Below are 22,593 nucleotides of genomic sequence, written 5' to 3' on the forward strand. Positions count from 1 at the left end.
ACATATTCACGACACACAACAGCCGAATCCTTGATTCACAAAACCCGCACCTTAGGCGAATCGCTTGATTTTCAAGCTCCTTTTTCTTATCTTGAAGTTCCTGCGCAAAAAGCGCCTACGTAAAATCACCAACCAAAAATCTTTCCGGCAACCAATCGTCTGCTTTAGCTCCCAGGCACAGCTCCGTGCAAAGCGGTAACCCTTAAAACAAGCAAACTTATGGAAGCACTCTTTATCGATTTACACACCCATCCCGCCATTAAGCCTTTGGGCAAGAGTTTCAACAGCCAGACCGGGCAAAACAGCCCCAATCGCAACCGCCAAAACAGCCTGTGGCATGCCGATGCTCCGTCATTCCTCGACAAACTGGCCAATATCACCACCACACTCACCAAGTTCCGGCAAGCCGATTTTACCACCCTGGCCAAGGGAGGTGCTCAGGTTGTCTGCGTTTCGTTGTGCGGCCTCGAGAAAGGCTTTGTCATGACCAAACTAGGCACCTCGCTCCCCGCCGATCTGATTAACAACCTGGTTATTGGAATGGGCAGGAAACGAATTGATCATGTTCAGCAAATGTCCAATTACTTTACCGACCTGGAAATGGAATACCAGTTTTACAAGCAGCTGGACGGGCACCGCATCCTACTGGATGGAGCATGGTACCAGTATAAGATCGTATCCGACTTTTCTGAAATTGAATCCGGTTCTGAAGACCAGACAAATACGATCTATGTCATTCTGACCATTGAAGGGGGCCATGTGTTTAACTGTGGTCTTCAACGAATGGGGAAAACGGCAGATGCAGCCGAGGTACTCGCCAATGTGAAAAAGGTGAAGCAGTGGGATCACCGCCTCTTCTTCATGGGTTTGACTCATCATTTCAACAATGAGCTGGTCGGACATGCCCCAAGCCTAAGCGGACTGGTAAGCAAACTGTGTGACCAAAAAGAAGGGATGAATACCGGGTTTACCGACTTAGGCTGGAAGGTGCTGCGTCAATTGCTGGACAACACCGATGGCAGGCGGGTGCTGATCGACTTGAAGCACATGAGTGTGCAGGCTCGCGAGGAATATTACCAGTTTCTGAAACAGGAACATCCCAATGAAATTATTCCGCTGATTGTGAGTCATGGCGCAGTCAATGGCTTTCGCTCCCATCTGGAGCTGGTGGAAGATGACCTGTTTAACTACGGCAAGTTTCAGGGAACCGCCATCAATTTCTACGATGATGAGCTGGTTCGTATTGCCCAATCAGGCGGCATTTTCGGAATTCAGTTTGATGAACGACGTGTGGCCAGCAAACTCGAGTTGAAAAAATCCGGGCCATTCCTCAACCGACGCAAAATGTTGTTTCATCAGTCGAAGCTGATTTGGAACCAGATTGAGCATATGGCAGAGGTACTTAACCGCCATGGGCTGTTTGCTTGGGGGATCCAGAGTATCGGAACCGATTTTGACGGGATGATCAATCCACTCAACGGCTTTTGGACTGCCGGCGAAATGCCGCTGTTTGACAGCTACCTGGAAAAGCATGCCTTTAACTTCCTCCAATCGGAGCAGTCCAAAACGCTAACAGCCTTTAACCGGATCAAGCCTTCGGAAATCGTTGACCGATTCATGAAAGAGAATGCTTATGATTTTCTGAAAAGGAACTTTTAAGTGTTGGCTTTTGAACCAGCCTTTGATTAAACCGTTAGGAGCATTCCATCGGAGCATAAAAAAAGCCTGCATTATTCATGCAGGCTTCTTAAAAAAGCAAATTAGTCCGGTCCAAGACTAACTTGCCAGAAAAGTTATTTATCAGCTATTTTATTAATCATCTGAAAGATAATCCCCCACTCCGGCAGTCCGCCCAAGTTACGGTCGTCAATATAAATATCGGCATTTATCTTCCGCGAAAAATTCTCATCATACTCTTCTTCCGGGAAGTTTTTGTTAACAGCATAAAACTGAACCCCTTTCGATTCGCAAAACTGAATCGCTTCTTCCAAAGGCTTACCATGTCGGTAAGTCCACAGAATCAGCCGATGCCCTCTCTCCTGAAGTTTTTTCAGGGTTAAGGTCGCAAAAGGGATCTCCTTCCCAATTTTCGGAAACCGATGCTCTACAATGGTCCCGTCAAAATCAACCGCAATAATCATAAGTTGTCTTTTTCTTTTATCTTTTAGAAAGCCCATGCTTTTTGATGGCTTTTAAAATAGTTTGTTCTTGAATTTGCTGGGTAAGACAAGGCACCCCGAAGGCTGCCTTGTCTTTGTTTAAGTAAAGAAATCATCCAGTGTAACTAGGGCTGGAATCAAAGTAGTAATAACTACTTTTTCTTTTATAGCTGTAGTCAGCTCCATATGCTCCAACATGCGCATGTTTAGAAAGGTGGATATCATTCAGAATAATTCCGGCATTCTTCATGGATTTCTTTTTATGCACATGATCTATGAATTTAATTTCATTTTTCTTGCTATAGTCCTGCCGCATGACAAACAGGTTGATGTCCACCTTTTGCCCGATAATGATTCCATCAGACACAATGGATAAAGGAGGATTGTCGAAAACAATGTAATCGAACAACTCCCGACACCGGTTAATCAATTCCTCAAACTTGCCATTTTCAAGCAATTCCGACGGATTGGGAGGAATCGGTCCTGCGGAGATAAACTGCAGGTTCTCTACACGGGTTTGCCGGAAGATTTCATCAAACGAACTAAAGTCCGTCAGATACGTACTGAGTCCTTCTTTATTTTTATACTTAAGCCGGTTGTGTAAGCTTGGTTTGCGTAAATCACAATCCACCAAAAGCACTTTCTTATTATTCAAAGCAATCATGGAAGCCAGGTTGGCCGAGGTGAATGATTTTCCTTCACCGGAAATTACAGAGTTTACCCCAATGATGATTGTCCCGTCCTTTTTTCTCGGTCCAACGAACTGCAGGTTGGTTCGCAATTCCCTGAACGATTCCGCAATAGCCGACCGTGGGTTGTCAATAGCAGCCAAATACTCGCTGCTTACATTGGCATTCACAATATTACCAATCACCGGAATATCACTATACTCTTCCACATCCTCGGCTGATTTTATCCGGTCGTAGAAATAAGTCCCCAACATCAACACAACAAAAGGCACAAATAAACCACCAAACATTCCGGCAGCCACATTGATCATCAAATTCGGTCCAAGTCGTACCGCCAACTCAGGTCTGGCCTGATCCAGTACTTCCGTATCCGAAACATTGGAAGCATGTGTGATCGCTGCTTCTGCCCGCTTCTTCAGCAAGAAAGTATACAGTTCATTATTCAAATCATACATGCGCTGCATGTTCATCATTTGCTGCTCCGTTTTCGGGTAGGCTGTCAACTGTTGGTTCACTTTATCAATGCGTCGATCCAATCCCTGCACCTGAATAATGGCATTATTGATCAGGTTCTTCAGATTTTCCTGAAGGTTTCTTTTCACCATGTCAATCTGGTTACCAATCAAGATCAGTTTGGGGTTTTTCTCTTGAGCCGTATAGGAAATAACTTCCCGCGAACGATATAAGTCGCTAAGTTGAACGACCAAGCTATTCAGTGATTCATCCACGATTCCAACGACCGAAGGAGCAACCACCTCCTTCATCTTCTCGGTATCATTTAAATATTTCTGAAGATTCCGGTAATAATCCAGATGTGACTGAATCATGGACCGTTCGGTATCTAAATCTACCAACTTCTGCACGATAATCCCTCCTTCCTGGCTCATGTCAACAATTTGGTTCCGCGACCGGAAAGAAGTAAAGTTATTGCCCGCCACTTTCAAGGTATCAATCACATCTTTAAGTTGCGAATCGATAAAATTCACGGTGGTTTCGGAGGTATGGTTCTTGGCCCGCAACTCATACGCCAGATACACTGAACTCAGTTCATTCAGGTAGTCGGCTCCTTTTTCCGGAACATTATCTTCAAGGGTCAGACTAATCAAATCGGCCTTTTCTACCAACTCTTCAATGACCAGTCTTCCCCTATAATCTTTCACCAGCTGGTCGAGGTTGTTAAACGTAAAAAAGTATTGTTCATCCCGACTGGCTGTCTTTGGATATAAGGTGAAGTTAAAATAGTCATTTGAAAAAGGTTCCCCGTAAGTTCCCCTATCCTTGAATTTAATTTCTACTTCTCGCCCATAAAGCCACGTTTTGGCATCAACGACAAGCTCGTAATTCGTTGAATCCAGCATATGCACATGAATGGGAACTCCTTCCAAGTTGGTTGCAGTACGATCATACAAAACATCAAAAGGCTCATTGCCATACAACTCATTATCCCGAAACATCATTTCCTGATACCAACTTGTTGACCAATCCAAATTTTCCAAAACCCGGCGATTGATCGAATAAGAAGTCAAAATTCCAATATGATTTTGCAGATTGATATTTCCTCCCATTGATCCGGCAAATGGCAGATCCATTTTGAGTTGGTTATTTTCTTTATCCTTAATCAGAAACAAACTTTGCAACTGATAAGACGGGGAGGTTATTTGGGTAAATAAATACCCCAAACCTGCTCCGATAAAGCCCACAAACATAAACCAATACCAGTTTCGCTTCAGTTTATGAATGAACTTTTTTACAGCAAGCATGTCCTCCCTTTCCAATGAATTGGAGAATTCTTCCATCGTTTTCATAGACAAAATCTTTACTTAAATATTTAAAAAAACTCATGCCTGGTTAATTCATTCTGCCCTAGCCCCAGAAGAAATTAACAATCAGCATAATCGTCGTTAATGAGGATAATCCAATGGTGTAGTACGATGCGTTCAGTCTCACATTCTTCAACTTTTGAGGACGAATGAAAACAACATCGTTGGGCTGCAAGTAGAAAGCCTCTGATGCCATAATGTTCTTTTGCGTAAGATTAAGCATAAAAGGCTTTACCGCTGTTTCGCCGCGACGCACCACCAATACTTCTTTAATTTTCGCATAGTCGGTTGTACCTTGTGCCATTCCAATAGCTTCAAGTACCGTCAAGGTATTGTTGTAATTGTAATAAACTCCAGGAGCTCTTACCTCACCAAGCACACTCACTTTAAAATTGAGCAAACGCACCTGGATATCAGCATCCTTCAGATACTCATCTGAACGTTTCTGAATTTGCTCCTTGGCCTCTTTTAAGGTACGCCCGGCAACATGCACTGCGCCAATAACTGGCAACGATATCTCTCCCCGGTTGTCTACCTGATACCCGTAAATATGCTGACCTGACTGCGAATTATAGATATTTCCAGCGCCCAGACTTCCTGCCTCATTCTGTGTGAACATGGCATTCACTTCTTGGTTAATGGTTTTTACACTGATATAAAGGTTGTCATTGGTCTTTATGGTGTAATCCTTATCGGCCTGTTGCACTTTTGCAGCAGAAATTTCCTCTTTGAAATCACGCATGAAATACGAGTTTCGTTTGGAAACACATGATGACAGTATCACCGTTAAGACTAAGATCATCAAAAGACTTCGCTTATTTTTAGCTTGAAGTATCATATTTGTCGTGTTAATTTTAGTTTTCCAGTATTTGTTTTGAGTGATTGATTTTCATGGAGAATGAAAGCTTTTACTTGCCCGTTCCAAGTAAGATGACTTTCACAGTTTTAAATATTAAAATGGTATCCTGCCAGAGTGACCAGTTGTCAATGTATTGCATATCTAACCGCATCCACTCTTCAAAAGGAATATCGTTACGACCGGAAACCTGCCAGATACAGGTAATGCCGGGCTTCATACTTAACCGCCGGATTTGCCAGCGTTTGTATTTTTCCACTTCAGAAGGAATAGGGGGACGTGGACCAACCACCGACATCTCGCCACGCAGCACATTGTAAAACTGCGGCAGTTCGTCCAGCGATGTTTTTCGAAGCAGGCGTCCAACCCGGGTCACCCGAGGATCCATAGTAATTTTGAATACCGGCCCATCCTGCTCGTTCTGTCCCATCAGCGAAGCTTTCAAGGCCTCCGCATTGGCAACCATGGTTCGAAACTTGTAACACCCAAACCGACGTCCATTAAGCCCAACCCGCTCCTGCTTAAAAAACACAGGACCACCATCTTCCAGCTTAATGGCTATCGCAATCAGAATAAGAATTGGCGATACCAAAATGAGTGCAAACAAGCTGAAAAAGAAATCAAAAATACTTTTCAACTTTAGGCCTGCATAATTATCGGGCGTGGTCATATAGGTTACAAAAGGCAATTGGTTGATCAATGAAAAGCTTGACCTTCTTATTCGTTTTCCATGAACTTTCGAGATCATTCCGGTATAATGATGGAAGCTAATCCCAACCTCGGCACATTCCAGAATAAACCGACTGATTTCGTCATGGTTATAATCAGTCTTGCAATAGATTACTTCGTCAATTGTCTCCCGATCCAGTACTTCTTTCAAATTTTTCCGCTCAGGAATAATCTTGAACCGGTCATGATAGGTTGAAATCAAGCCTTTGCACCCCGTCATTATTCCCCGGATATTATATCCCCAATCTTTGGTGCGAATAATTTTTTCGATATAATCTTCCGAACCTTTGTCTGCAATAACCAGAATTTGTCGGATGCTATAACCACGTCGGCGGAAAAAACGCATAATCAAAAAGAAGAAGTTTTTGTAGGCAGTCAATACCCCAAGGTTGAGCAAACTAAACAAAAACAAGTTCTTAATACTGAGCACCTCGTAGCCCGAGATGATATTAATAACCAACAAGATGGCTATCCCAATAGAAATTAGCTTGAAATAGCTAATAAACAATTGCAGGTAACTCGTTGTACGGTTCATCTTTCCTAATTTGAACTGCTCCAGCAACAAAAACCAAAGGAGCGCAATAAAGATCAGGACGTTCTTGAATTCAGGAATCGATTCAGCCCGGTATTCGTCAGAAAGCTGACCAAACCACCAAACCGCGGTAAAACAAACCAGGGTGATAAGTACCTGAAAGACGATACTGATTTTTTCCAGTGTATATTCACGTTCTTTGAGCATAATAGTGAAATATTTAGCGTATGATTTAAGGCACAAAGACCTTCTTTACATGTCAAAAAAGAAAGGTCTGTATATTGTTAGGTGACTCATTGAAGCATAAACCTAACTTATTGTGAACAGAGGAGTAGCCAGGCTATAAAACCATAATTTACTCCTTTTTAAGTAGCAATTAAAATCCGGTTTTGAGGGGCGGTAAAAAAACAACTCAGTTGTGTTTACTTCGAATTGGAAGCCTTGTGCCGAAAAGCCTTTATGCGTTGCTCTTCGCCTTTACTACATATCAACAGAACGTTGTTGGACTCAACAACAATGTATTCACTTAAGCCCTGAACAACAACCACTTTGTCTTCAGGGACATGAATGATGTTGTTCGAAGTTTCGTAGAGGTAAGCATTTTCAGAAGAAACAGTATCTCCGGTATAGCTTCGGGTTGATTTTTCCCAAAGAGCGGTCCAGGTCCCCAGATCTGACCAATCGAAACGCGCTTTTTGCACATACAGATTATCCGCCTTTTCAAGCATGCTGTAATCGATTGAGATATTCTCAAAAGTAGGATAAACCAGATCAATAAAACGCTGCTCTTTGTCGGTAAAGTAGACTTCACTTCCATTCTCAAACACACGCGCCATCGCAGGCATATAGGTTTCAAAGGCTTGAACAATCGTTTTTACTGACCACAGAAAAATTCCAGCATTCCACAGGTATCCTCCATGCTTTAGGTAGGATCTGGCAGTCTCCAGGTCCGGCTTTTCCTTGAATGCTTTTACCTTGGCTATTTCCTTCTCCGATTGATCCATCTGGATATAACCATAACCGGTTTCAGGTCGGTGCGGATGAATTCCGATCGTCAATATAGCATCACGGTCTTTCACAAAGTTCAGCCCCTTTTGCAGGGTACGCTGAAACAATTGCTTCTGCTCGATCAAATGATCGGAAGGCGTGACAATAATATTGGCATTCGGATTCAATTTTCTGATTTTATAACTTGCATAGGCAATGCAAGGTGCTGTATTGCGCATAACCGGTTCGGCCAAAACATTCGATTCCGGAATTTCAGGTCCCTGCTCCAAGGCAATGTCAATGTACTGGGCCGAAGTAACTACAAAGATATTTCGCACGGAACAGATATCACTAAACCTTTCAATCGTATGTTGAAAGAGTGTTTTACCGGTCCCCAGCATATCCAGAAATTGCTTTGGCTTACGCTCTGTGCTTACAGGCCAAAACCGACTTCCGATACCTCCAGCCATAATGATTACAAAGGTGTCGCTTTTCATTTCGCTCTTCTTATGTTATGTTTTAATTTTTTCATTAACCGTGTGACATAGTTGATTTTCGCTCATATACCATTGGCAAACTTTCGAAATACCTTCCTCAATTGAAACCCGATGTTTCCAGCCTAATTGATGAAGTTTAGAAGGATCAGTTAACTTCCGCATGGTACCGTCAGGTTTACTGGTATTGAATACCAGATCTCCCTGAAACTTTACTTCTGCTTGAATTAACCGGGCAAGATGACGAATACTAATTTCCTCCCCTGTTCCAAGGTTAATATGGGTATTGCGCAGCTCTCCGGTGGCTGCAATCTCAGGGGTTGTTGTTATAATTTCATTAAAATCATTGTTTTCCATGATATACACGCACGCATCGGCCATATCCTCACTCCACAGAAACTCCCGCATGGGTTTTCCACTTCCCCACACCTCAACTGACACCTTCGGTTCTCCATCTCTCAACGTGCTGCTTATCCCAAAACGCTTCAGTAGCTCCTGCAGATCCTTAGTCGAACCAACTCCAGCATTTCCCTGAACAGGTCGTTTTTCTAAATCTTTCCGGATAGCCTCCCAATTATCTTCTTCCAGGTATTTACCCAGCAACAGTTTTCGAACCAGAGCAGGCAATACATGCGAACGCTGAAGATCAAAATTGTCATTGGGTCCATACAGGTTGGTCGGCATTACCGAGATAAAATTGGTTCCATACTGCATGTTGTAGTTTTCACAAAGCTTGATACCTGCAATTTTAGCAATAGCGTAAGGCTCATTGGTGTACTCAAGCACTGAAGTCAGAAGACTGCTCTCCTTCATGGGCTGAGGAGCTTCACGCGGGTAAATACATGTGCTTCCAAGAAACAGAAGTTTTTTTACTCCATGAAGATAAGCCTGATGAACGACGTTATTCTGAATCATCAGGTTCTCATAAATAAACTCGCCCCGATAGGTATTGTTAGCCATAATCCCTCCAACCTTTGCTGCAGCCAGAAAAACATATTCCGGTTTCTCTGCCTCAAAGAAAGAAGCCACTGCCTGTTGGTTTGTCAAATCCAATTCGGCATGAGAACGTAAAACAAAATTGTGGTAGCCTTTTGCCTTCAATCTTTCCAGCAAAGCTGATCCAACCAGCCCGCGGTGTCCGGCAATATAGAGTTTGCTATTTCGCTTCATCAATCACTTTAAGTTTTATCCTGAACACGAAGAAAAGTAAGGTATCAGGATGTCTTTAGCTATAGTTTAGTAGTCGGTTAACGTTGAGACGCTGAAAGAAAAGCCTGCATCTGCCTCTGCAGATACAGCTCATCCTTTCAGCTTTTTTACTCAGCGTGGACTATCTTTATTCAAAGAAATTCAATATGCGGTATCCTCCATTTCGGAGATAAGATTCTTTTTGAAAAAGCTTCACATCCGAAACCATCATGTCAGCAATCAATCCTTTCAAATCATATTTGGGTTTCCAACCCAACACTTCCTGCGACTTAGCCGGATCGCCAATTAACAGATCAACTTCAGTAGGACGGAAATACATGGGATCTATCTTTACAATCACATTGTCATCGGATAAAATCCGCATCCGGATATCTTCCAGAAACTGTTCTCCAACCCGTTCTTTAAACTTGACCTCATCAACTCCAACCAAGTAACCAACTTCGTCAACTCCCTGCCCTTTAAATACGACTTCCAGACCAACTTCTTCGCAAGCCATAATAATGAAGTCACGAATCGTCGTTGTAATTCCTGTCGCAATGACATAGTCATCAGGTTTATCCTGTTGCAGAATAAGGTACATGGCACGAACATAGTCTTTGGCATGTCCCCAGTCGCGCTTTGAACTTAAATTACCCAGGTAAACTTTATCGAGCATTCCCAAGGCAATTTTCGAAATGGCCCGTGTTACTTTACGGGTAACAAAAGTCTCTCCCCGAATCGGTGATTCATGATTAAACAAGATTCCGTTGCTGGCATGCATGCCGTAAGCCTCGCGGTAATTCACCGTAATCCAGTAAGCATACATTTTAGCTACGGCATACGGGCTTCGCGGGTAGAACGGAGTTCGTTCTGTTTGAGGAATTTCCTGCACCAGTCCATACAACTCAGACGTTGATGCCTGATAAATTCGTGTTTTATTTAAGGACAGCAGGCGAACAGCCTCTAATATTCTTAAGGTACCAATACCATCAGCATTGGCCGTATATTCCGGCGTGTCGAAACTCACCTTGACATGACTCATTGCTGCCAGGTTATAAATTTCGTCAGGCTGAACCTCCTGAATAATCCGCGTCAGGTTCATACTATCGGTTAAATCACCATAATGTAAAATGAAATTACGGTTGGTTGTATGTGGATCCTGGTACAGGTGATCAATCCGATCAGTATTAAACATAGATGAGCGACGCTTTACACCATGAACGATGTATCCCTTCTTCAGTAAAAACTCCGACAGGTACGCTCCATCCTGTCCGGTAACCCCGGTTATTAATGCAACTTTTGACATATTCTTTCTTTTTTCCAAATGAATAATTATTCTTATGCGGATTACTCTTCACAAGAATCCTTCACGTGCTATGTTTGGTCTTAGCTTATTCTGAAAAGGTCTATTCAGAATACTTGGTCGTTAAAAATCTTTCTTATCGTTTTACAAACAAATAAGCTCGGGCTGTAAGCCTCGTTCATTCAGCATGGCCGCAATCTCATTTTTATAAACACCATTCATGATTATCACCACATCCGGCTGGATAGCCTTCAGGTCATCCGGTGTCTGGTACTGAATACCAATTCCCGGAATGTAGTTCCCCTGCATATGCGGATTGATATCAACCACATGCTTGATAACCTTCAGGTCATCAAACTGGGTCAGGAAACCAACAGATTTGGAGCCGCCTCCCCACACAACCACTTTTTTCCCCTGCTCTTTCATTTTCAGCAGTCGTTCGCGCCATTGGCTTAGCTGTGCATTGATCTGTACGACAAAGTCATCAACCATCTTTCTCAGTTCGGCCACACTTTCCTCAATGGGATGTACCCGTTCAGAAGTTGTTGAAACAGGCCGGGCTTCCACAAAAAGATACTGGTCATCGTACTCCAGGTATTCATCCAAAATCTCAAACCCATTTTTTCGGAACAGTCGGGCTAATGACCCTGGACTAAAATAGGAGCAATGCTCATTAAAAATATCCCAGAAGGCCTGGACCTGTAGTATTCGAACAATACAAGGAACTTCAAAAAGAAGTGTAACCTCGTCTCCTTCGTGAATCGACTCCCGAATGGTTTTAAAGAACTCATCGGTTGCATGAATGTGCTCCAGCGTATGCCGACAGGTAATGACGTCATTGGGAAGAGCACCATGCTCATTCGAATAAAACTCTTTAATAAATGAAACTTTGGGGTCAGGCTGCGATCGACCAGGCACATAAGCCGGATCAATGCCAATGCCTCTGTTATTTCCCAGTTCGCACATCAGGTTGATAAAATCGCCCTTTCCACAACCAATTTCTATCACATCCTTTTCACGAACATCATATTTTTCAATAAATCGGTTGGTCAGTTCAGTGATAAAAACCTTAAACGTGGGTGAAAAGCCCTGCTGATCCTCGTAACCTCCGGTATAATAATCGATGGATGTATCAAAAGTACTGTTGAAGATAAACCCACACTGGTTGCAAAAAGTCAGGGTAATGTCATTGCGGGGAATTGCAATCGCTTCATCGTAGGATTTAATCGTGACCAGACTTTGTACCGGCGCGTTTTTCACAACAAAAAAATCATGCAGCTCCTGACTTTGGCAGCTGGGACATTTCAAATGTTTCATAAAAAATAAATGTTTAATGCCATCCTTAAAGCAGCTGGACTACCAGAATCCGAAGCCACTGAAAACGGGGATGGTCAATATATTTTACCTGTAGTTCGTTTAGAGGACAACTTTGCGGGCGTAAAACGCCTCGGCAAACAAGCTGGCTGACTCCATGCCTCTTAAGCGAGGCAGGGCACTGAAGGTGTTTTCATCAAACCAATGTTTGGATTGCTGCGAGACGAAAGCATCCATCAAAATTTGGTTTCGCTTTTTCAGGATGTCTTCTTCAAGTGTCACGTAGAAATTGGGAATTCCCAAATCCCCATCATACTTGGGTATTTCATATTCCAGAATCAGATGATTGCGCCAGGTATTCCAGGTCAGGTCGCTAACCAGCCGATGATCCTGATGACGGTCATTGCGATAATGGGTGAAAATAAGATCGGGTACAAACGCCTTCTTTATCTCCTCAAAATGTTCTTTAACCTGAACCGTTTGGGTGGGGAGAAAACCATCCCGGTTTGAAAGCACCGTGATTTCCTTTTCCTTCACCCCGGACAAAAACTGTCCGGCGCTTTCAAGGGCCTCCTGTCTACGGGTTTTATCTGAAGTAAAAACCACCCACTTCACTTTTCCAATCTGATATTCCTGTAAAAGCTTTAGCAGGGTTCCTCCTGCCCCAATCTCAATATCATCACAATGCGCTCCCAATAAGAGTAGATTAAGAGGCTCTTTTTTCTGTAATTTAAATGGCAGCATAGTTGAAAAATATTTTTTCCATCCGGGTTCGTTTTTTAGGCTGATTGTCCATCTTTGTCCAGACTTCCCAAGGTGCATTTCCCTGTGCATAAATATCATCCAGCACCCGTTTATCTTTAAAGGTATCCATGCTTGCCCAAAAACCTTTATGTTCCCAAGAGGTCAGTTTGTTCTTTTCAATTAGCCGGTTAAAGGGTTCATCAACCAGTTCGTCGCCATATTCCATATAGTCGAAGATTTCATTCCGAAGAATAAAAAAGCCTGCATTGATGTGTAAACCGGAGGAACCGATATGACTGATATTGGTCACCACGCCATCATCCTGGCGTTGAACGATATGAAAACTCTGGGTAGGCTGATAAGCCATAAATGCCGCCGTTTCATCCGGGTTTTTGGAAAACCAATCGATCATATCCGGAAGATGCATGTCGGTCAAACCATCGCTGTAGTTGGCCAGAAACATTTTTTCACCTTTCAAGTGCTCTTTCACCTGCATCAGGCGCATTCCAATGTTGGCATTCAGGCCCGTGTCGACAAACGTAATTTTCCAATCACTAATATCTGAATTCAGCAACTCAATGTTTCGTCCCCCCTTGGTAAATACAAAGTCATTGGAGATCGTTTCATCGTAGTTGATGAAATAGTTTTTAATAACATCTGCTTTATAACCTAAACACAAAATAAAATCTTTGTGTCCATAGCTTGCATAGTACTTCATTATATTCCAAAGAACCGGTCGATATCCTATTGGAACCATCGGTTTTGGGATTTGATCAGAATACTCCCGCAAGCGAATCCCCATCCCACCGCAGAATAATACAACTTTCATAATTTCAATTTGTAAAATGATTTCATACACGTATCAGCTTAGCAATTAATAATCTGAATCCTTAAATTCAAGAGTCTCGTTAAGTCAAGAAGTCTATTCTTTTTCATCTTTGCATGTTTACGTACATTGAAAAACAGAACAAGCCAGCCTGTGGCTGAAGTCAGCATTTTACCTTTAAAATCAAAGGCTAATGAGCAGGCTCCATCTCATACTGTTGTTCCGGAATCCATTTTAGGTTTTCATTGAGGTAACCTTCTTTCTGAAGACCTGCCAAAACCTGTAAGCGAATAAATTTCGATTCCCGAAAATTTGGGTCAGTCAGACGCATGCCCGATATGGAGTCATACAGCCCTTGAATAGTAGCATAGAGATCATAACGTGGCTGATGATTCGGTGCCAGTTTCTTATATAAGTCGAAATTAACTTTATAGGAGCGTTTGTCAGGAGCAGCATCCGGGTTAACCGTAACTTTACAGCCCGGTACAATTTCGCTAACAGCATAAGCCAGATCCTTAACCTGATAGTTCCAGCTACTGGTTCCGGTATTCACTGCTAAAAAATCACCGCCATTCGACGCTTTACGCTGAACTCCCCACTCAAGTGCCAAAGCCATATCTTTTACATTAATCAGAGGACGCCAGGGGGTACCATCACTTAGAATATTGATTTCCTTTGAAATAATGGCTCCGGCAACAAAATCATTCAAGACCAGATCCAGCCGTAAGCGATCGCTGTTTCCACAAGCAGTGGCGAAACGCAGGCAGGTAATTGTGAAATCCTTATTGGCCAGTGGTCCAAGCTCGACTTCTGCAGCAACCTTCGACCGCGCATAAGCTGTTAAAGGCTTCAGAGTATCAGCTTCCGTTTTTGGGTAATCATCAGCTTCACCATACATACTACAGCTTGATGCATAAACAAAAGACTTAACTCCCAACTCCCGCGCCTTTTTGGCAATCTGAATACAAGAGCGATAATTAATATCCATGGTCATCTGTTCATAAATTGCACTCATTGGGTCATTGGAAATAGCCGCCAGATAAACAACTGCATCTACCCCGTTCAATACGTCAACAGGAAACTCTCTTACATCACCAAAAACCTGTTTGTTTAATCGTACTTCTGGTTGAAAGGCCACATTGGTAAGAGAACTGGCAAAATACCCAATATCAAAACCGATCAACTCAGCATTGGGATACTTTCGCCTAAGCAGGCTTACCACACCAGGGCCAACATAGCCCATGTTACCAACAATTAAAATTTTCATACCTAATCTGTTTTTAATTTTCGATTTTAGCTATCTGAAGTGTTGCCTTTCAAGCATAAAAGAAGCGTTAAAGTTCACATTAACCAATGCAAACTTCTGTTTTTGACAAGCCAAAATCATCCATGGAACCTCTGTTCCGAATGCTCAGATTTTCAGCTTGATCTCGAAAGCCAGCTAATTTTGAATCAATTAAAGGTAAGTAGGTGAGGAATTAATCCGGAAGATTGAATAACGAAGGAAAAGTCCCTTTCTCCAACGAAATCATCAACTATTCACCATTGTATGTTTTATAACTTATCTTTTTTTGCAAACTCAATTTCGTCCATCGAAATATCTGTGTGGACACAATAGCCTAAACTCCTGAACCGAAGCACAATTCGTTTTGCTCCACGAATTTCAATCACTTCTCCTTGAACACCTTTAAGCAAGCCACTTTTAACCGTAACCACATCGCCTTTAACAATACGATCCTTGGTGACGTTCAGGTTATCATTATAGGCCTCAACAAACAACCTCAGGTCTTGTATCTGTTTTTCAGGAATAGCTGCTGGTTTGCCGTTAAACGAGACATAGCAAACTGCCCCGGGGTTATTAACCACATCGAAGTACTCGCGATTACTTACTTTGACAAAGACATAGCCCCGCAACAAAGGTTCTTCAACAACTTTTACCCGGTCACTCCACTTTCGCTTTTCAGTTTTCAAGGGCAGATAGGTTTCCACCCCTCGCATTAAAAGATCATTATGCAATTTCTTTTCATACCTCGATCGAGTGTATAATGCATACCAGTTGTAAGAAGAATTAATGTGGACCATAATTTCAAATTTTATTTTTTCAATTCCTAAATCCAGCTGTTTTCCCTCCCTTTCCAGCCAACAAACTTCTACGGTTGATACAGCTTCGCTCTTTGCCTCCCATTCTCTTTGGGTACATTTGTTTGGAAAATGCTGAATTATCGAACAATGAAAACTAAACGGCTGACCGTTTTCTGTTTTTTCTAAACATTCACTCCAACCGTTTTTTGTCCTGTCATCAATTCAGAAACGGTTGATTGAATTGTTTCTTCAAATATCCAACGCCAAGGACTAGAAAACAATGGGTAATTTCACGTAAAACTGCATCAACCCGCCTATTCAGAAGCTTGAGATGCTATAAAAAGGACCTCTCCAAAACAAAGACATCTCACTCACCTACTTCACCTTACACCTAAAAACATCCCCTTTTACGAAATAGAAACCACTTTAATTCCATTCAAAAAGACAAATTTGTAACAAGAAGCAATATGAGGCTAACCGCCAATAAACCCCAGGATCCTCTTAACATTTTTATTCATGAAAAGAAATGGTCATTTTTTTTTCATGAACCAAAGCTCAACAAAAGCTACCACACTACCTGTAAAACCAAGGAAATCAACCTCAAAAACCTTATTTAGACTCGATGTAAATTGTGCGATATGGTTAAGTCCATTATTTCGTTTTACTTTTTTTCCCCAATATTGCAGTTGAAATTTGAGCGTGTTTATATTATCGTGAAGTGGGATTTGTGTGTAGATAGGTATTAATATTAACAGTAATCAAATTGACTCTTGAAAACACTAGATGTAGATTTATCCTTAATTTTCGGCTTGTTCCCTCAAGCCTTGTCACTATTTAACTATCAAAAAAAGTCAGAATCGAATTTGGTTGATGATGTTAAATCCTTTTTTCTCCTGCCCATAAAGCTATCGCTATTAATGGCAAGAGGAAGGAAGAACTTGACACATGCCTTCCATGGAATCCGCATGCTTCAATAACCAATTGATCATGATTTAGCGCAGTGAGCCTGAAGCTTTAATTGCTTCAATCTCTTTTTTTACAAAATAGTCTGAAACCTATAGATGCATCAACCATGCATATTACAGCATCATACTAATCGTAAATTTGAATGTGTTTATATTATCGTGAAGCGGGATTTTGTGTGAGACAGATACTAATATTAACAGAAATCAAATTGACATTTGACAAGACAAAGTAAAATCAAGCAAAGCATTAAATGTTTGAATAGTCAAACACTCTTAACTAACCAGCTTACCAGTCACAAAGGAAAGCTTTATCAACATTATTTTAAGGGTAACAACAAGATGCTCCTATTGGACTTAAGTCGAGACCAATACGGATCAGTTATGACACTACCTCCAACCCCATGCAGTTATTCGGAATTGGAGGGGAAGGCATTTATTCATGATGAGTACATTCCTGTATTCAGGACTGACTCATATACAATTATCAGAAATATCAATAAAATTAATCGAATAAGATTATATTAAACCAGGGAAAGATGAAGAGAGAGATGAGAGACTTAATATTAATCATATTCCTATTATTACCAGCTTCACTAATAGCCCAAAATAGCTATTACGTAAGCAGCAGCGAAGGAAATGATTCCAATGCCGGCACAAGTGCCGGGCAAGCTTGGAAGTCATTGGCTAAAGTCAACAGCTTTAGACCAAGTGCAGGAGACCAAATATTATTCAAAAGAGGAGATGAATGGGTCGGAACTTTAACACCGTCAACATCAGGAAGTGCCGGAAGCCCAATTACCTATGGAGCCTATGGAACTGGCGAGAAACCAAAAATTTATGGTTCTCAGGAAATAACCGGATGGACAGTTCATTCAGGAAATATTTATAAAGCGAAAGTTAATGGTCCTGTCAATCAATTGTTTGTTGACGGGTCAAAAATTCCATTCTCAAGATATCCGAAACATGGATGGGCAACAATTAGCAGTACAAGTGGATCCACGCAGTTTACCTCCAACACATTAAGCTCCAGCATAAACTACAGCGGTTCGCACCTTATAATTAAGACAGTCCCATGGTTTGTCGATGGAAAAGAGGTTGTGGCCTCTTCCGGTCAAACGTTGACCTTAAATGCTGCTCCAACCTATAATACAAAAGTTGGAAATGGATTTGTTCTGGTAAACAGTTTAAGTTTATTGACACAACCCGGCGAATGGCATTATGACGCTTCAACGAAAACAGTTTATCTGTGGACCCCCAGCGGAGACTCTCCTGCCAATCATCAGGTAAAAGTTTCCACCCTTGACAACGGAATCTACATTGATAATAAAAACTATATAACCCTACAAGACTTAAGCATCCTTCAACAAAAAGTCAACGGGATACTATCCACCGGAGGTATAAGCCTAACAGTGAATAACTGTGATGTTTCTTATGCACATAACCGCGGAATATATGTAATGAATGGTTCGAATGGAAATTACACCAATAACATGGTTAGAAATTCATACTATGAAGGAATGCATATTGCTTCGTCAAACTCAACAATCACCGATAATCAGCTTTTTGAGATCCTATCAGAAGATGATTTTGGAGCTGAAACAGGTAATGAAAAAGGAGGTCCAGGAAGAGGTATTGCATCCAAAGGGGCAAACAATACAGTTAAATACAACCGTTTGATGGATATGGGCTATGTAGGAATATCATTCAGTGGAGAGAATAACCTCATAGAGTATAACTACATTAATGGTGCATGTCAGATTTTAGATGACGGAGGCGCGATCTACACATACAATGGGTACGACTATAGTCAGCTAGGTGCCGCCGGGACAAAAATAAAGAGCAACATTGTATTAAATGTTATTGGAGAAAGCCATACAGCCTACGGTATCTATATGGACAACAATACGCATGATATTCTCATTGAAGACAACACCGTAAGCAACACAAACTGTGCAATATACTTACACCAGAATGGAAAAATAACAGTCGATGGCAATACCATTATGGATGCAACCCTGCTCTTGCTAAATCAGGATGAAGTTGAAAACAGTACCATAACAAACAACACCTTTTACGCAACTGCCAGACAAGGTTCTTTTATTTGGTTTAAGAATGCTTTTCAACGTATGATTTTTGAAGAGAATGCGACAGGGCTATTTGATAATAATCGATACGTAGGGCACTATGGTCAAAATGTATTCAGATATCAAGGTGATAAAACTCTTGCCGATTGGAAAAGATTAAGAGGTGTAGATGCAAATTCAACAGGAGATTTTTCTCCACTTGCTGATGGTGAAGTTGAAGAGTTGTTCTACAATGACACCAAACAAACCAAAGCCATTAGTTTAGGTTCTTCTCTTTACAGGGATTTAGATGGGAATGAGGTTTCAGGATCAATTAGTTTAGCTCCTTTTACATCTAAAATTCTTATTAGAACAAAAGGAACTGCAACTGAAAAAGACAATCAAACTCCTGTAATTCAGGATCAATCGTTTGAGATCAACGGATCAAAAGCGGCTAATGAGCCCATTGGGCAAATTATGGCCTCCGACCCAGATACGGATCAAACATTGACTTATACAATTGTCGATGGAAATGCAGGCAACATGTTTGCGCTTGATCCATCAACCGGCCTGCTAACGGCTAATAGCGACATCAATGCCACTGTAGATCAAACGATTTTGCTTACTGTTCAAGTAATGGATAATGCTTCCACTCCTCTGGCAGCAAGAGCTCAAGTCAGCATTCAAATCAATGCACAAGATATAGCCCCTGCTCCCGATGCAATAGCTCCGACAATAGCATCATTTGTTGTTCCGGCAAGCTACAGCACACTGACAGTGCCTGTTTCTGAATTTACGGCCAATGACAATACCGCTGTAACTGGCTTCCTGATTACCGAAACAGCAACATCACCTGCAGCCACTGCTAGCGGATGGCTGGCGTCTGCACCGGTTTCATATACGCTTTCTGAAGTTGGCTCACATACCCTATATGCCTGGGCCAAGGATGCTGCCGGCAACGTTTCAGCTTCAAAAAGTCAAGCTGTAAATATCCAGTTACCAGATCTTTCGCCAACCTACTCCGAATACTTATTCGAAGAGGCTTCAGGAAAAATAGCCATTGACTCGCATGATTCCAACGATGGAACAATTATCAATGAAGAACTAAGAGTCGATGGAATCAATGGAGGAGGGTTACAGCTCACCGGAACAGGCTACATCACCATGGGCAACAGCTTTGGTGCAAACGTTCAGGACGAATTAACCTTAAGCGCCTGGATTTTACCTCAATCCAGCTCCAATATTTATCAGGGAGTTATCATGCATGGTGGCCCGAGTACTGACTCATACGCCCTGTACATTCACCCTGGCTTACAGAGCATCTCATTTAAAACAAGCGGAACAACAAACGCATGGATGAATATCAATGATGTTGCCGAATTGTGGGATGGCAATTGGCACCTGGTCACCGTCACATATGATGGCACCCAAAAAGTACTCTACCTGGATGACAAAGTTTTACTTTCAATAGATGCAACGGGAACAATCGAATCAGGCGAAGGCTACAATTTATTGGTGGGAGCTGGAAGAGATGAGGAAAATCCGTCCTTGCTGTATGAAGGACTTATGGATGAAGTCCGAATTTACAATTCAGCATTAACAGGCGATGAAGTCAATGACTTATACAACCGAAATAACACGGCCTTGAATCAGATGCCTGTAATCCAATCTCAATCGTTTGAAATTAACGAGCCTAAAAATGCCAATGATATAATTGGGCAACTTCAGGCAAGCGATCCGGATGACGGACAAACGCTTAGCTTTGCCATTACGGCCGGCAATGCGGAAGGGTTATTTTCAATTGATCCGGCAACCGGAGAGATTATTGCCAATGCAAATATTCCGGCAAGCGAAGACCAAGTTTACACCCTGGAGGTGAAAGTAACCGATAATCATCCGGAGCCACTTTCTGCCACTGCAAGTGTAACAATCACTATTCATTCATCACAAGTCAATCAGGCTCCTGTAGCCCAAAACCTTTTGGTTAATGTGGAAGGAAATATAGTGGTCAACGATTTGATTGGAAAAATCATTGCTTCTGACCCCAACGAAGGTCAACAACTGAACTATCGTATCGTACAGGGAAATGAGGCTGGCTTATTTTCAATCAATCAGGCAACCGGAGAAATCTTGGCTGCTGTTGATTACCTCACAACTACAGATCAGTCCATTGTACTGGGAATTGAAGTGAAAGACAATGCGAGCGAACCACTGGCGATCAACGTTACCGCAACAATTAACATTCTTGGAATTTCGCTGAATCACAGCCCGGTTATTGATGACCAAATGGTAGAGATACCAACAGACATCGTAAGCAATGACCTGATTTTAGAAGTTATTGCAACAGATCCTGATGCAGGTGATCAGCTTACCTATTCGATTGTTCAAGGCAATGAAGCCGGCTTGTTCAGAATTGATCCTAAAACCGGTGAAATTTTTGCCAACACCACAATTGAAAAAGACCGTGATCAAACCTTTTCACTGATCGTTCAGGTTACTGATGATGCAAGCAATTCGTTGTCAGCACAGGCCAACATCACCATTATCAGTCTGAAAATTGCAGCGATCAACCAAAGTCCGGTAGCACAGAACCTTAATGTTCAGCTTGAAGGAAACATCAAAGTAAATGATTTGATTGGTGAAGTTCTTGCTTCAGATCCCGATGAAGGTCAGCAATTGTCGTATCGTATTGTTGAAGGAAATGCGAATGGACTATTCAGCATTGATGAGACCAGTGGTGTGATAGTTGCAGCGGCAGATATTTTAACAACAAGTGATCAAACCATCATTCTGACCGTTGAAGTGAAGGATAATGCTTCAACTCCGCTTTCAGCCACTGCGCAGGTAACTATTCAGATTACCGGTGTACAGCTGAATCAAAGCCCGGTGGTTCATGACCAAAGCTTTGAGCTGCGCAAAAATAACAAAGTGGGCGACTTGATTGGCCAGATCATTGCTACCGATCCGGATCCCGAGCAACAGCTAACGTTCTCTATCTTATCCGGCAACGAAGAAGGGATATTCGCGATAAACCCACAAACCGGTGAAATCTATATCGCCAATGCTTTTGAAGCAACCACTTCAGAAACAATCAACCTGTTGGTGGTTGTAACCGACAATGGTAGTATTCCACTAACAGCCAATGCGAATATCACCATTCAAGTCATTATAAACGGAAAAATTGTCAAAGGCGAAGTGAATCCTAACAAGCCCAACCGGGTCATTCTATCGTATAGCGAGACTATTAAGTCAGAAAATCTGAAGAACGAACAAATCCATTCTGATTTCATTTTCAGTGATGGCAGATCGGTTCAGAAAATAACTGTTAACAACAACGAAATTTACCTGGACCTTGATTCAGATTACCAGTACGATGATGAAATTATTGTAAGCTACAGCAGGGGAGCTACTCCCATTCTGGACATCGCGGGCAACGAATTGGAATCATTTGATAACTACTTCGTTGTGAATAACCTTCAGATGGATTCCGGAATTGGTGGCGACCTTGACCCAACTGCTGATGCATTGAAAGCCTCTGTTTACCCAAATCCATCGGATGGACAAATCAATATCAAAGCAGAGAATTTGTCCGGTGATGATTGTGAAGTATTTGTTTTCAGCATGACCGGTAACCTGGTTATTAAAAAGTTACTTGCTGCTTCTTTCGGTTCGATGGAAGAAAAGCTCAACCTTTCTCAACTGCGAAAGGGAACTTACATCATCAAACTCGTCTCAAAAAGACAAACATTTCAAGATAAGATCGTTATCATGTAGATTTGAGTGTAATCCACATTTCGATTTGAATCTTTAATACAAGTCCCGCTCCAGCATGTTTTGGATCG

At 41.9% G+C, this 22,593-nt stretch carries 14 protein-coding genes; 2 read left to right on the forward strand and 12 right to left on the reverse strand.

Annotated features, from left to right (window positions below):
• Positions 1-219: 219 nt before the first annotated feature.
• Complete coding sequence (locus Q1A18_RS17175; RefSeq protein WP_299583573.1) at positions 220-1,659, forward strand: membrane dipeptidase; 1,440 nt, start codon at positions 220-222, stop codon at positions 1,657-1,659.
• Between the two features lie 134 nt (positions 1,660-1,793).
• On the opposite strand, the gene Q1A18_RS17180 is transcribed toward Q1A18_RS17175, so the two are convergent.
• The 12 genes from Q1A18_RS17180 to Q1A18_RS17235 all read right to left on the reverse strand — a co-directional run bounded on the left by Q1A18_RS17180 (position 1,794) and on the right by Q1A18_RS17235 (position 15,723).
• Positions 1,794-2,141: a BT0820 family HAD-type phosphatase gene (locus Q1A18_RS17180; RefSeq protein ID WP_299583576.1), complete on the reverse strand. Its 348-nt coding sequence runs from the start codon at positions 2,139-2,141 to the stop codon at positions 1,794-1,796.
• A gap of 130 nt (positions 2,142-2,271) precedes the next feature.
• Positions 2,272-4,653: a polysaccharide biosynthesis tyrosine autokinase gene (locus tag Q1A18_RS17185; protein ID WP_299583579.1), complete on the reverse strand. Its 2,382-nt coding sequence runs from the start codon at positions 4,651-4,653 to the stop codon at positions 2,272-2,274.
• Positions 4,654-4,711: 58 nt separating this feature from the next.
• A complete protein-coding gene (locus Q1A18_RS17190) occupies positions 4,712-5,410 on the reverse strand; it encodes a polysaccharide biosynthesis/export family protein (RefSeq protein WP_299583582.1) in 699 nt (232 codons plus the stop codon).
• A gap of 166 nt (positions 5,411-5,576) precedes the next feature.
• A complete protein-coding gene (locus Q1A18_RS17195) occupies positions 5,577-6,992 on the reverse strand; it encodes a sugar transferase (RefSeq protein WP_299583586.1) in 1,416 nt (471 codons plus the stop codon).
• A gap of 215 nt (positions 6,993-7,207) precedes the next feature.
• The gene (locus Q1A18_RS17200; RefSeq protein WP_299583589.1) at positions 7,208-8,269 is read right to left on the reverse strand and encodes a mannose-1-phosphate guanylyltransferase; all 1,062 of its coding nucleotides are present in this window, start codon (positions 8,267-8,269) and stop codon (positions 7,208-7,210) included.
• Between the two features lie 15 nt (positions 8,270-8,284).
• A complete protein-coding gene (locus Q1A18_RS17205; RefSeq protein WP_299583594.1) occupies positions 8,285-9,436 on the reverse strand; it encodes a GDP-L-fucose synthase in 1,152 nt (383 codons plus the stop codon).
• A gap of 166 nt (positions 9,437-9,602) precedes the next feature.
• The gene (gmd, locus tag Q1A18_RS17210) at positions 9,603-10,760 is read right to left on the reverse strand and encodes a GDP-mannose 4,6-dehydratase (protein ID WP_299583597.1); all 1,158 of its coding nucleotides are present in this window, start codon (positions 10,758-10,760) and stop codon (positions 9,603-9,605) included.
• Positions 10,761-10,901: 141 nt separating this feature from the next.
• A complete protein-coding gene (locus Q1A18_RS17215) occupies positions 10,902-12,074 on the reverse strand; it encodes a class I SAM-dependent methyltransferase (protein WP_299583600.1) in 1,173 nt (390 codons plus the stop codon).
• A gap of 99 nt (positions 12,075-12,173) precedes the next feature.
• Positions 12,174-12,815 (reverse strand): PIG-L deacetylase family protein, encoded by a 642-nt coding sequence (locus Q1A18_RS17220; RefSeq protein WP_299583603.1) that lies wholly within the window; start codon positions 12,813-12,815, stop codon positions 12,174-12,176.
• The gene (locus Q1A18_RS17225) at positions 12,802-13,644 is read right to left on the reverse strand and encodes a sugar phosphate nucleotidyltransferase (RefSeq protein WP_299583605.1); all 843 of its coding nucleotides are present in this window, start codon (positions 13,642-13,644) and stop codon (positions 12,802-12,804) included. The genes Q1A18_RS17220 and Q1A18_RS17225 overlap by 14 nt, the downstream gene beginning before the upstream one ends.
• A gap of 187 nt (positions 13,645-13,831) precedes the next feature.
• Complete coding sequence (locus Q1A18_RS17230) at positions 13,832-14,908, reverse strand: SDR family oxidoreductase (protein ID WP_299583607.1); 1,077 nt, start codon at positions 14,906-14,908, stop codon at positions 13,832-13,834.
• A 287-nt stretch (positions 14,909-15,195) separates the two neighbouring features.
• Positions 15,196-15,723: a UpxY family transcription antiterminator gene (locus Q1A18_RS17235; protein ID WP_299583610.1), complete on the reverse strand. Its 528-nt coding sequence runs from the start codon at positions 15,721-15,723 to the stop codon at positions 15,196-15,198.
• Between the two features lie 1,501 nt (positions 15,724-17,224).
• Between Q1A18_RS17235 and Q1A18_RS17240 the strand changes: the two genes are divergently transcribed.
• Entirely contained in the window at positions 17,225-22,525 is a 5,301-nt protein-coding gene (locus Q1A18_RS17240) for a cadherin domain-containing protein (protein WP_299583613.1), read from the forward strand.
• Positions 22,526-22,593 lie beyond the last annotated feature (68 nt).

The sequence above is a fragment of the uncultured Sunxiuqinia sp. genome, from assembly GCF_947495665.1.
GTDB lineage: Bacteria > Bacteroidota > Bacteroidia > Bacteroidales > Prolixibacteraceae > Sunxiuqinia > Sunxiuqinia rutila.